This window comes from Pseudomonas arsenicoxydans, assembly GCF_006438915.1.
GTDB lineage: Bacteria > Pseudomonadota > Gammaproteobacteria > Pseudomonadales > Pseudomonadaceae > Aquipseudomonas > Aquipseudomonas arsenicoxydans_A.
This window is the reverse complement of record NZ_RCZE01000010.1, coordinates 49,505-61,117: the sequence shown is the minus strand read 5'-3', so window position 1 is coordinate 61,117 and position 11,613 is coordinate 49,505. Positions and strand designations below refer to the sequence as shown.

Sequence of the window (11,613 nt, the reverse complement as noted above, 5' to 3'; positions counted from 1 at the left end):
CCAGCCAAGAAAGATCACTGGAGCATAGACGCCTGTATGAACTGTCGAGTGGGCGGCGCTGGATTTTTTCCTAGCGTGAAATAATCCCGTGATCGATCGCGTATTTGACCAGTGCCGCCGGTTTGTCAATGTTGAGTTTGCGGCGAATGCTCAAACGATGGGTTTCGACTGTGCGCACGCTGATGTCCAGTTCGCGGGCCATTTCCTTGTTGTTCAGGCCTTGAGCCATTTTGTACAGCACCTGGCTTTCGCGCGGAGTCAGCTCGTTGTCGGTGCTTTTATCGGCGATCAGGCGCTGGGCAATTTCGGCGCTGTAGAAGGTGCCGCCGCTGGCAATGGCTTCGATGGCCGCAATGATTTCCCGCGATGGCGAATTCTTCAGCACATAGCCGCTGGCGCCGGCACGCACGGACTCGCTCACGTATTCATTATTGTCGTACATGCTCAATACCAGCACTTTCAGCGCCGGGTACTGGCTGCGCAATACGCGCGTCAGTTCAAGGCCGTTCATGTCGCGCAAGCTGATGTCGACCAGCAACAGGTCCGGCTGACAGCGCCCGACCATCTCGATCGCCTGCGCGCCGCTTTCGGCTTCGCCCACCACTTCCAGGGGCGCCATGACTGCCAGCAGCGCTTTGATCCCGTCACGGACCAGGGAATGATCGTCGACCAGGGCGACGCGGATCGGGTAGGGCAGGTTCATCGCGGGTGTTCACTCTTGTTGTAAGGGGTGAGTCAGCGTTGCGTTGCGGATACTTTCATTGGCAGCTGTACGTCCAGTTCGCTTCTGCCGGGCATCGAGGTCAGCTCAAAACATCCGCCAAAATGCTCGACCCGTTCACGGATGTTACGCAGGCCGATGCCCGCCTGGCGACGCTCGACCTGGGCGACATTGAAACCGATCCCGTCATCCACCACGCTCAGGCGCACCGATTCTTCAGCGCCGTGCAGGGTAATGGAAACGTTTTTTGCCTGGGCGTGGCGTTCGATATTGGTCAGGCCTTCTTGCACGATCCGGAACAGCGCGACGGCTGCACCGTCGACCAGGTGACAATCGAATTCGTTGTCGTCATACGTCACTTTGAGGCCGCTGCGTTGTTCGAATTCGGCGGCCAGTTGGCCGATGGCGGCCGGCAAGCCCAAGGTGTCGAGCAAGGAAGAACGCAGGTCGTGGGAGAGGCTGCGGACTTCTCCAATGGCTTCGCCCAGTCGTTCGGTAGCGTCCTTCAGCGTGCTCAGGCCCTTGTCATGGCCTTGTTCATTTTCCAGCAAGTGGCTGGCCAGTTCGAAGCGAAACTTGATCGACACCAGCAGTTGGCTGATGCCGTCGTGCAGCTCACGGGAGACCCGTGAGCGCTCCTCTTCCTGCAGGCTGACGATACGCTGCGTCAGGCGCTGCAATTTTTTATCCGCCAGGCGATGTTCGCTGACGTTCAGTGTCATGCCGCTGGCGAACACAAACAGCACGGCCACGAGCGCCACGACGGCAATCGCCAGCATGGTCTTACGGATGCCCTGAGCCACTTCGTCACGGGCCTGCTGCGTGGCGCGTTCGACGTCCTCCAGGTAAATGCCGGTACCGAGCATCCAGCCCCAACGGTCCAGCATCACCACGTAGGCGAGTTTGTCGGTGACTTGGCCGGAGGAGGGTTTGTTCCACGCGTAACGCTGAAAGCCTTCGCCCGATTGCGCACTTTTGAGCAATGCCTGAATCACTGGCAAACCGTGCGGGTCTTTCATGTCCCACAGATACTTGCCCACCAGTTCGGTCTGGCGTGCGTGCATCAGGCTGCGACCTTCGCGGTCATAGACGAAGAAGTAGCCGTTGATGCCGAAGCTGAGTTTGCGCAGTTCTTCCAGCACTTGCTGCTGGGCGTGCGCGTCACCGTGGCCGTCGTCGTACAGCGGCGCAATCAGGCTTTGCGCCATTTCGACGTAGTTTTTCAGCTCGGCACGCTTGCTGGCCAGGATGCTGTCTTCGATCAGTTGAGCCTGTTGGTCGCCGAGTTGGCGATTAAGCGAAATCACCAGCCCACAGATCACGGCGATGGCCAATACCAGCGGCAGAATCCCGAGCGCGACTATTTTGTGTTTGAGCTGCATCTTGGCTCCTGACCGGACCGAAGAAGGGCGAAGGCCGGCATCATAGGCCAAAGGGATGCAATTCCAGTAGCGCTGCTGGACGGAATGACTACCGGCCGGGATATCCGTCAACTGATGCAAATCCCCTGTGGGAGCGGGCTTGCTCGCGAAAGCGATCCGTCAGTTGGCATTGATGTTGACTGACACACCGCTTTCGCGAGCAAGCCCGCTCCCACACGGTTTTGCGTTTGAGCAGGTAGACCGGTCCCGTCTACGTAGAACTACGTAGGCGTCGCGTACGTAGTAACGCGGATTTATTTATAGACGGCATGCGGGGATATTGGGCCAGCTCCGCACCGCGGACACAATTATAAAAATTACCGCCGCAGTCACTGGCTGTCGGCAGGAGACACGCTATGCCCCGTCTGGCTAAACACCTCGCCTGGTTTGCCGTGGCTGTTCTGGGAGCGTTTGCGCTAAGTGTCGTGGCCCTGCGCCGCGGCGAAGCGATCAACGCCCTCTGGATCGTCGTCGCAGCTGTCGCTATCTACCTCGTTGCCTATCGCTACTACAGCCTGTTCATCGCTACCAAAGTGATGCAACTCGATCCCAATCGTGCCACGCCCGCGGTCATCAATAACGATGGCCTGGACTACGTGCCGACCAATAAACACGTGCTGTTCGGTCACCACTTCGCGGCGATTGCCGGCGCGGGTCCGCTGGTCGGTCCGGTACTGGCGGCGCAAATGGGCTACCTGCCTGGCACGCTGTGGCTGATCGCCGGCGTGGTGCTGGCCGGTGCCGTTCAGGACTTCATGGTCCTGTTCATGTCCACGCGCCGCAACGGTCGTTCGCTGGGCGACATGGTCCGTGAAGAAATGGGCCGCATCCCCGGCACCATTGCGTTGTTTGGCTGCTTCCTGATCATGATCATCATCCTCGCGGTGCTGGCGCTGATCGTGGTGAAAGCGCTGGCCGAAAGCCCGTGGGGCATTTTCACGGTGATGGCGACCATCCCGATTGCGATGTTCATGGGCATTTACATGCGCTACATCCGTCCGGGCCGCATTGGCGAAATCTCCGTGGTCGGCGTGGCGTTGTTGCTCGGTTCGATCTGGCTCGGTGGGCAGATTGCGGCTGATCCAGTGTGGGCCAAGGCCTTTACGTTCACGGGTATCCAGATCACCTGGATGTTGATCGGTTACGGTTTTGTCGCCGCTGTATTGCCGGTGTGGCTGATCCTTGCCCCCCGTGACTACCTGTCGACCTTCCTCAAGATCGGCACCATCGTGGCCTTGGCGATCGGCATTCTGGTGACCATGCCCGACCTGAAAATGCCGGCTCTGACCCAGTTCATCGATGGCACTGGCCCGGTGTGGAAAGGTGGCTTGTTCCCGTTCCTGTTCATCACCATCGCTTGTGGCGCGGTCTCGGGTTTCCATGCGCTGATCGCTTCCGGCACCACGCCGAAACTGTTGGCCAGTGAAGGTCATGCCCGTTACATCGGTTACGGTGGCATGCTGATGGAATCCTTCGTTGCCATCATGGCCATGGTTGCCGCTTCGGTGATCGAGCCGGGTGTGTACTTCGCGATGAACAGCCCGGCGGCGTTGGTCGGCGCGGATGTGGTTTCCGTCGCTCAAACCGTCAGCAGCTGGGGCTTTGCCATTACCCCTGATGCGTTGCAAGCAGTGGCCAAGGACATCGGTGAAACCACGATCCTGGCCCGTGCCGGCGGCGCGCCGACCTTGGCGGTCGGTATCGCGCAAATCCTGCACCACGTCCTGCCGGGTGAAAACACCATGGCGTTCTGGTACCACTTCGCGATTCTGTTTGAAGCGCTGTTCATTCTGACCGCGGTTGATGCCGGTACGCGCGCCGGTCGCTTCATGCTGCAAGACTTGCTAGGTTCCTTCGTCCCGGCGCTTAAACGCACCGATTCCTGGCCCGCCAATCTGATTGCCACCGCAGGTTGCGTGGCGATGTGGGGTTACTTGCTGTACCAAGGCGTGATTGACCCATTGGGCGGGATCAACACCTTGTGGCCGCTGTTCGGTATCTCCAACCAGATGCTGGCCGGTATTGCACTGATGTTGGCAACCGTTGTGCTGATCAAAATGAAGCGCCAACGCTACATCTGGGTCACCATGCTGCCGGCAGTCTGGCTGCTGATCTGCACCGTTACCGCTGGCTTTATCAAGCTGTTCGACGCCAACCCGGCCATCGGCTTCCTCGCCCTGGCCAAGAAGTACAGCGACGCGCTGGCCAACGGTCAGGTGCTGGCCCCGGCCAAGAGCATTGACCAGATGCAGCACGTGATCTTCAACGCCTACACCAACGCGACACTGACAGCGCTGTTCCTGTTCGTGGTCTTCAGCATTCTGTTCTTTGCCCTGAAGGTCGGCATCGCCGCTTGGAGCACCAAGGAGCGTACGGATAAAGAAGCGCCCTATCAGGCCATTCCGCAGGCTTGATGGAGGAGGGGATTGATGTTCAATGACCTGAGTCGTCTGGGTAAATACCTCGGTCAAGCCGCGCGCCTGATGGTGGGCATGCCGGACTACGACACCTACGTCGAGCACATGCAGAACAAGCACCCGGACAAACCGGTGATGAGCTACGAGGTGTTTTTCCGCGAACGCCAGGAAGCTCGATACGGCAGCAAGGCTGGGCCGAAGTGCTGTTGATGCTTTAGGCGCAGGTATAAAAAACAGGAGCCCGGCTTACCGTGCTCCTGTTTTTTTGGTTGTCACCGGCGCTAAGGCAGCGCGTAGACCTTGAATAGTTTTCTGGCCGTGTCGCTGGCGCCGTCCAGGTACTTGTCGTACGCCTGTTCAATCTCGCCGGAGCGGTACATTTCACTCAGCGTGGTGTCGACCAGCAAGCGGAAATCTTCATCATCACGCGGTACCGCCATGGCGGTTGGGGCGTACTCGAAAATACGCTCCAGCAGGACCAGGTTGCCGGTCGGGTAACGGCTGTCGAGGAGGTTTCTGAGCAGCATCCGTTCGCTGAACATGGCATCGGCTTTGCCATTGGCGACCAACTCGAGTCCGTCGGCGGTAGTGTCGACCGTGATGAGTGTGGCGACCACGCCCAGCAAGCGCATCTGCTGACGAATCCACGCCTCGCTCACGCCTCCCGCCGTGGTGACATAAGTCTGGTTGGACAGACCACGGTTGACGGTGGCACGCCAGGTGGGGCCGGTGTGGGCGACTTTGCCGTTGAGCACGTCCAGCAGCGTCGCCGGCGCATCCTGGTACACGACCGCCGAGAGACCTGCGGTGTAAATGGGCACCGAGTAGCTCACTGACTTGCGTCGTTGCAGCGTGGGTGGCGTTGGTGTGCAGAGGAGGTCGATCTTGCCCGAGCTGACTGCGCTGATTTCATCGGCGGCGGTGACAGGCTGGTAACTCACCTGTAGCTCGGGCAAACCCAGTTCGGCCTTGACCTTGTCGGCGATTTTGTCGCAAAGACCGATGGCATAACCCTGGACCTTTTCGCCTACTCTTACGCTGAAGGGAGCGAAATCCGGCAGGTAGCCGAGGTTCAGCGTATTGCTCAAACGCACCCGTTCGAGCGTATTGGCACCGGCCAGTGACGGCACCAGCATCAGCAGGCAGGCAAAGCTCAGTGCGGCGGTTTTGCTTCGTTGTACGTTCATGTCCTTATCCCCCGTGTGCAGATGTCACAACCGTCCGAATTCCAGGCCTAAGCGTTGTCGCTTCTGGCTGGATCGGTTGCAGACACCGTTGCAAAGCGTTTGGCGAGCCAGCCATAAAGCGGGTAGCCGAAGACCAGGACAAGGGCGCCGCCGAACACGGCGTCTTTGCCGCAGGAATGCAGGGCGTAGAACGAATAGGCGAGCGCTATCAGCAAGACAGGGGTATTGCGCAGGTAAACGGCTGGCGAAACCGACGCCTTGTACATCATGACCATCAGCCCGGTCAGCGCCGTCACGTAAGGGATCAGATTGGTCACGGCGGCCAGATTGATCAGCTTTCCAAACTGCGCGCTGGCATTCGGTGAAATGGTCGACAGGGCCATCAGCGTCTGGATCACCCCACACACGAGCATGCCCAACAGAGGGGCATTGCGCGCGTTGACCTTGCTGAACAACTTCGGAAACATCCCTTGGTCTGCAGTCATCTTCGCCGTTTGCGCCAAGGTGAACTGCCAGCCCAGCAGCGAGCCGATACACGCCATCACCGCCAGCGCCATGATGATGTTCCCCACCATGGGGTTGAACATCTGCGCATAGACCAGCGCGAAGGGCGCCGAAGCGTTGGCCAGTTCGGCGTTGGGGATGATGCCCTGGATGACGGTCGTCGACAGTACGTAGACCACGGCAGCACCCAGCGTGCCGAACAGACAGGCCAGCGGCACCGTGCGTTTGGGATCTTCCACCGCATCGCTGGCTTGCGCCGCGGACTCCATGCCCAGAAAGGCCCAGAGGGTCAGCGGAATCGCCTTGCTGATCGCCTCGGCGTTGGAGAGGTTATTCGGGTTCCAGGCGGAAACCAGCATGTCAGTCTTGAACCAGAACCAGCCGATGATGCTCAGGCCCGCCACCGGGATGATCACACCCCAGACGGTAATCGCACCGATCCTGCCAGTGATGCCGGGGCCACCGAAGTTGGCCACGGTGGTCAGCCACAGCAGGCCGACCGTGCCGATGAACAGTGGGATCGCGCCAGTGCCCAGCCAGGGCAGGAACGAGGTCATGTACCCCACGGCGGAAATGGCGACCGCGACGTTGGCAATGGCCAGCGACAGGAAGTACAGATACGAACAGAGAAAGAACCCTGACTTGCCATGCGCCTCTTCGGTGTAGGCGGACAACCCGCCCGAGCGCTGACAATAAATACCGCACTGGGAAAAGCAGTAGGCAATGGCCATGGAGCCGACCGCCGTGACGATCCAGGACAGCAATGAAATGGCCCCGAGCTGGGCCATGCTCGTCGGCAACATGATGATGCCTGACCCCATCATGTTGACCATCACCAGGGTAGTGAGCCCCACGAGGCTCATTTTTTTGCTTGAGTCGGCCATCGAAAACTCCTTTCTCCGCACTTGTGCCAAGCTGTCAGGTGTTACCGCACCACGCAATCAGATGTCGCCAAGCTCAATCTCAGGAAGTCCATGACATGACCCAATCTCATGCAAAGTACATCCGTCGGGAGTTTTACAAAACCGTGTGGTTCTACGTTCGTGTTGTCTGGCCGATTTTCTCAATTCTGCTGTTTACGATCGTGCTGTTCGGTCTGATCATCGCGTACCTGGAAGGGTGGGGACCGTTTGACGGTATCTACTTCGGGTTCGTAACCGGGTTGACCATCGGCTACGGCGACCTGGTACCGAAAACGCCCCTCTCACGCGTCCTTGCCGTCTTGCTGGGTTTCAATGGCGTTCTGATGACGGCCATATTCGCCGCCGTCAGTATCCGCGCCATCGAAGAGACCGTGCGAGCGGCCAACTCCGAAGAATAAGGCCGTCGCATCATGCTGAACCCTCAGTAGGGTTCAGCGATGTACTTGAACGGGTAATTGGCTGCCTTGTAGGCGCCGATTTTGCGTTTCGGCAGGCTGACTTTTTCTTGCTTGACCTTTTTATAGGGGATGTTTTCCAGCAAGTGGGTCAGTAGGTTCAACCGTACGGATTTCTTGTCTTCGGAACGGGCGACATGCCAAGGCGCCCATTCGGTGTCAGTGGCTTCGAACATATCATCACGGGCGCGTGTGTAGTCGTCCCAGCGGTTGTAGGACTTGATGTCCATCGGCGACAGTTTCCAGATCTTGCGTCCGTCGGTGATGCGTTCCTTGAGCCGCCGGGTCTGTTCTTCAGGGCTGACTTCCAGCCAGTACTTGAACAGCAGTACACCGGAATTGACCATCAGACGTTCGAACATCGGCGCTACCGCTAAAAAGCCTTTCACCTGCTTCTCGTCGCAGAACCCCATGACCCGCTCGACGCCCGCGCGGTTGTACCAGCTGCGATCAAAGATCACGACCTCACCGGCCGCCGGAAAGTGCGGCATATAGCGTTGCAGGTACATCTGGCTTTTTTCTCGCTCGGACGGTGCCGGCAGGGCCACCACGCGAAACACTCGCGGGCTGACGCGCTCGGTTAACGCCTTGATCGTGCCGCCCTTGCCGGCACCGTCGCGGCCTTCGAAAACAATCACGACCTTGGCCCCGGTGGCGACCACCCACTGCTGCAATTTGACCAGTTCGACGTGCAGGGTCTTGAGCTGTTTTTCATAGTCTTTGCGGCTAAGAGAGGTGGCTTTTTTATCCGCAGAATCAGCTATTTCACGATTGTTTTTTTTCATCGCAAGACTTCAACCTCTGCTGGTCTTGAATAGGGTGTGTACCGGTTGCGAATTCCCGGTACGGCTTGCGAATAAAGGGTAGTTCAAATCCCCAAAGGCCAGATGACGCAGGTCATCCTCCAAACAATGAGTCGATCCGGGGACACACAGGTAGGGCAGGCGCCCCCCTGTTAAAAGGGGCGCCTGTCATTTATTAATGGAATGGAAAGAGGTAGTTCATCCAGGCAGCCATACGCAGCAGGATTTTGCGCATCATGGCGATATGGCGGAAGTGCTGACTGTAGAGTGCCGCCTGCCCATACGCGCCGCCCGGCATCTGGCTACTGTATTGGGCATAGTCCGGATCGGTTATCTCGATAATGACCGGGACCCGGCCAGCCGGCGCTGAGCCAGCGAAGCCGATCAATGTTCCGGAGGGCTGAACTTGTCCTTCTGCGATAACGTTAACGACGGTCTTGACCCGCCCCTGGAACACCCTGCCGGGAATGCCATCGAAGGCCACTTCCGCGTCATCGCCGACCGACAAGCGCAACAGGCTGTTTTGACGCATCCACGCGGCAAAGTAATGCCCCTCATCCGGGATGAACACCATGGAAGGACGCAAGGGTAACTTGGTGGCCATCATGCCCGGACGCAAGGAAACATGGGTTACGAAGCCTTTGCTCGGAGCGCGAACGGTGGTGTTGTCCAGTTCATACTGAGCATTGTCCAGTTGTGCCTGCAAATCGTCAGAGCGAGCAATGACCACGTCCAGTTCACGCTGGGTGCCAAAGTTGCGCTTGATCAACTCAGTGATTCGGGCTCGATCAGCTTTTGCCGAGACCAATTGGGCCTTGATGGATTGGATCTTGTACTCGAACGGAGCCGGGTCGATGCGAAACAGCACATCGCCTTTTTCCAGAGGCTCATTACCCTTGACCGGCACGTCGATTACCTGGCCACTGACCACCGGAATAATCGGCACGGAGACGAAGTAAGTGCGCGCGACTTCTGAGTACGGGTGGTTGTAGTTCATCGTGAAGATCATTGCGCCCACGATCAGGATCCCACCGAGGACTGCCGTCGGCACCGTCCATTTGTTCAGCGGTATGCGGAAAATCTTGAAGATGGCGGTGCAGATGGCGGCATAGGTCAAAACAAGCAGAAGATCCATGGCTTAGATTCCCTCACCGCGAGTGTCCGGCGCTGGATTGCCCCGCGCAGTGCCTGTAGCCGTTTCCAGCCGCTCAACGCGACTTTGCAGATCGGCAACCTGTTGTTCCAGATGAGCAACATGCAATTGTGGTGACTTGCCATCACCAAAGCCCCAGCCCCGGTCTTCCCGGTACGCCATCGCCCAGATCCACAGAAATGGCCAAAGCGCATGCAGGGTAAACAAACTCACCCAACCGGTGGCATGGATCGCATCCTGGTGCGGGTGATTGCGGTGTACGGCAATTTCATAGGGAATGTCGTGTAGCGCGATGATTCCGTAGAACAGGACCAATCCGACAAAGAACAACAGGCCTAGCGCGAAGTAATCCAGCATGGTCGCCCCCTCATGGCACAAGCGATGTACTTGGGTCAGTGTAGTCACGGTTTTTTTGAGTGCGGGCAGTCCTGATTACCAGAACTGTACCGGCCACTAGATTGTCAGCCTGCGCAGGCCTGGCCTGCGGGAGAGCGAGCGAGAGGATCCCCTTGATTGCTGCGGTGTTCTAGGTCGTTTTATGCCAGCTTCAGTTTTACCCTTGCCGGGTGGAGAGAAATGCTGGCATTTGCAGGTCTTTGTAAATCGCGAGAAATCTCAAGCCCGAAGTGAATATCAAGGCAATCCGCTTTGCCCATTAGCAGCCGGTCATTTGCTCGCATCCAGCACGACGCGATAGCGCGCCTTGCCACTGCGCAAGTGATCGATGGCTTCGTTGACCTTGCTCATGGGAAACAGCTCGACCTGCGGCAAGATTTGATGACGGGCGCAGAACTCGAGCATGGTTGCGGTATTGCTCGGCGAACCCACTGGCGAACCGGACAGGCTCTTTTGTCTGGGAATCAGATCGAACACGTGGACCGGAATAGCGCTGGGCACGATGCCGACAAAATGCAGACGCCCCTTGCCGCGCAACGTGCCGAGCATAGCCGCCCAGTCGAGGTCGGCACTGGCGCTGACCAGCAGAAAATCCAGCGTCCCGGCAATGGCGTTCAGGGCGTTGCTGTCAGTTGAAGCGATGACGTTGTGAGCGCCGAGGCGCTTGGCTTCATCCTGCTTGTTCAGTGACGATGTAAAAGCCGTGACTTCGCAGCCCCAGGCATTCAGGAACCGCAGTGCCAGGTGACCCAGGCCACCGATGCCCACCACGCCGACCCGGTCAGTCGGCTTGACGCCGAACTCCACCAACGGGTTGAACACCGTCGAACCGGCACAGAACAAGGGGCCGGCCATGGACGGGTCAAGTCCGTCCGGAATCGGCAGCGCCCAGGCCCAGTGTGAACGCAGGCGGTCGGCGAAGCCTCCGTTGCTGCCGATGATCGTGGGCTTGGCGGTGTTGCAGAGCTGATGGGAGCCTTCGATACACGAAGAGCAATGCATGCAACTGCCCTTGAACCAGCCGATGCCGACCCGTTGTCCGATTTTGAGACCGCGGACCTGCGGGCCTATGCGCACAATGCTGCCGACCACCTCGTGGCCGGGGATAAACGGGTATTGGCTGATGCCCCATTCGTTATCAATCATCGATTGGTCGGAATGGCAGACGCCGCAATACTCCACGGCGACTTCCACTTCCTCGCCGCCCAATGGGCCGGGGTCATAGCTATGGCGCTCGAGCTGCGCGCCGGCCTTCGTTGCGGCCCAACCGGTGAATGTCGTGAGTTCGGTGCTGTCGCTCATGGGGTACCTCCAGATCAGGACGCCGCTAGGGAGGTGCGGCGCAGGACAGGAAGTGTAGCGGGGCGCTTGGCGTTGTCGCGGAGGCTGATGAATGAGGTATCAGAATTACCCTGACGTGGATTCCTCACCGAGTTCCTTGGCCCACTCCCTTGAGACTTTCTCCAAGCCTTGTAGCAACCGTGTTACGGCCTTTGCGCCAACGGCCATGACGGGCTGCGTTGGCACCTTCCCGATAATTTTTACCGTCTCGTGTTGACAGCTCAGTTCGTTCGATTCTAATCTGCATACAGCGCTGCACACATGCCAGCGCACATCGATGTAGATTTGTACC

The 11,613-nt window shown here is 58.4% G+C and carries 11 protein-coding genes; 3 read left to right on the top strand and 8 right to left on the bottom strand.

The window, feature by feature from the left end; genetic code table 11:
• Window positions 1–70: 70 nt before the first annotated feature.
• Together EAH78_RS20630 and EAH78_RS20625 are read right to left on the bottom strand one after the other, a co-directional pair.
• Window positions 71–703, bottom strand: coding sequence for a response regulator (locus EAH78_RS20630; protein ID WP_140669174.1), 633 nt, complete (start codon window positions 701–703; stop codon window positions 71–73).
• Window positions 704–735: 32 nt separating this feature from the next.
• Entirely contained in the window at window positions 736–2,103 is a 1,368-nt protein-coding gene (locus tag EAH78_RS20625) for a cache domain-containing protein (RefSeq protein WP_140669173.1), read from the bottom strand.
• Between the two features lie 395 nt (window positions 2,104–2,498).
• Here EAH78_RS20625 and EAH78_RS20620 point away from each other — a divergent pair, with 395 nt between their 5' ends.
• Together EAH78_RS20620 and EAH78_RS20615 are read left to right on the top strand one after the other, a co-directional pair.
• Entirely contained in the window at window positions 2,499–4,556 is a 2,058-nt protein-coding gene (locus tag EAH78_RS20620) for a carbon starvation CstA family protein (RefSeq protein ID WP_140669172.1), read from the top strand.
• 15 nt (window positions 4,557–4,571) lie between these two features.
• Entirely contained in the window at window positions 4,572–4,769 is a 198-nt protein-coding gene (locus EAH78_RS20615; protein WP_007949127.1) for a YbdD/YjiX family protein, read from the top strand.
• Window positions 4,770–4,840: 71 nt separating this feature from the next.
• Here EAH78_RS20615 and EAH78_RS20610 read toward each other — a convergent pair whose 3' ends face one another.
• Window positions 4,841–5,746: an amino acid ABC transporter substrate-binding protein gene (locus tag EAH78_RS20610; RefSeq protein WP_140669171.1), complete on the bottom strand. Its 906-nt coding sequence runs from the start codon at window positions 5,744–5,746 to the stop codon at window positions 4,841–4,843.
• A 47-nt stretch (window positions 5,747–5,793) separates the two neighbouring features.
• The gene (gene potE, locus EAH78_RS20605) at window positions 5,794–7,134 is read right to left on the bottom strand and encodes a putrescine-ornithine antiporter (RefSeq protein WP_140669170.1); all 1,341 of its coding nucleotides are present in this window, start codon (window positions 7,132–7,134) and stop codon (window positions 5,794–5,796) included.
• Between the two features lie 95 nt (window positions 7,135–7,229).
• On the opposite strand from potE, the gene EAH78_RS20600 reads away from it, so the two are divergent.
• Entirely contained in the window at window positions 7,230–7,571 is a 342-nt protein-coding gene (locus tag EAH78_RS20600) for a potassium channel family protein (RefSeq protein WP_140669169.1), read from the top strand.
• 23 nt (window positions 7,572–7,594) lie between these two features.
• Here the strand turns inward: EAH78_RS20600 and ppk2 are convergent, their stop codons facing one another.
• The 4 genes from ppk2 to ahr all read right to left on the bottom strand — a co-directional run bounded on the left by ppk2 (window position 7,595) and on the right by ahr (window position 11,282).
• Entirely contained in the window at window positions 7,595–8,413 is an 819-nt protein-coding gene (ppk2, locus tag EAH78_RS20595) for a polyphosphate kinase 2 (protein ID WP_140669168.1), read from the bottom strand.
• Window positions 8,414–8,606: 193 nt separating this feature from the next.
• Window positions 8,607–9,566, bottom strand: coding sequence for an HlyD family secretion protein (locus tag EAH78_RS20590; RefSeq protein ID WP_140669167.1), 960 nt, complete (start codon window positions 9,564–9,566; stop codon window positions 8,607–8,609).
• A 3-nt stretch (window positions 9,567–9,569) separates the two neighbouring features.
• Window positions 9,570–9,941: a DUF3302 domain-containing protein gene (locus EAH78_RS20585; RefSeq protein ID WP_140669166.1), complete on the bottom strand. Its 372-nt coding sequence runs from the start codon at window positions 9,939–9,941 to the stop codon at window positions 9,570–9,572.
• Between the two features lie 309 nt (window positions 9,942–10,250).
• Window positions 10,251–11,282 carry an NADPH-dependent aldehyde reductase Ahr gene (gene ahr / locus EAH78_RS20575; RefSeq protein WP_140669165.1) on the bottom strand — a complete coding sequence of 344 codons (1,032 nt, stop codon included), beginning with the start codon at window positions 11,280–11,282 and terminating at the stop codon, window positions 10,251–10,253.
• Between the last annotated feature and the right edge of the window lie 331 nt (window positions 11,283–11,613).

Coding starts and splice junctions, on each gene's coding strand:
- potE (WP_140669170.1), bottom strand. CDS start 7,134: ATGGCCGACTCAAGCAAAAAAATGAGCCTCGTGGGGCTCACTACCCTG.
- EAH78_RS20600 (WP_140669169.1), top strand. CDS start 7,230: ATGACCCAATCTCATGCAAAGTACATCCGTCGGGAGTTTTACAAAACC.
- EAH78_RS20625 (WP_140669173.1), bottom strand. CDS start 2,103: ATGCAGCTCAAACACAAAATAGTCGCGCTCGGGATTCTGCCGCTGGTA.
- EAH78_RS20585 (WP_140669166.1), bottom strand. CDS start 9,941: ATGCTGGATTACTTCGCGCTAGGCCTGTTGTTCTTTGTCGGATTGGTC.
- ppk2 (WP_140669168.1), bottom strand. CDS start 8,413: ATGAAAAAAAACAATCGTGAAATAGCTGATTCTGCGGATAAAAAAGCC.
- EAH78_RS20590 (WP_140669167.1), bottom strand. CDS start 9,566: ATGGATCTTCTGCTTGTTTTGACCTATGCCGCCATCTGCACCGCCATC.
- EAH78_RS20610 (WP_140669171.1), bottom strand. CDS start 5,746: ATGAACGTACAACGAAGCAAAACCGCCGCACTGAGCTTTGCCTGCCTG.
- EAH78_RS20620 (WP_140669172.1), top strand. CDS start 2,499: ATGCCCCGTCTGGCTAAACACCTCGCCTGGTTTGCCGTGGCTGTTCTG.
- EAH78_RS20630 (WP_140669174.1), bottom strand. CDS start 703: ATGAACCTGCCCTACCCGATCCGCGTCGCCCTGGTCGACGATCATTCC.
- EAH78_RS20615 (WP_007949127.1), top strand. CDS start 4,572: ATGTTCAATGACCTGAGTCGTCTGGGTAAATACCTCGGTCAAGCCGCG.
- ahr (WP_140669165.1), bottom strand. CDS start 11,282: ATGAGCGACAGCACCGAACTCACGACATTCACCGGTTGGGCCGCAACG.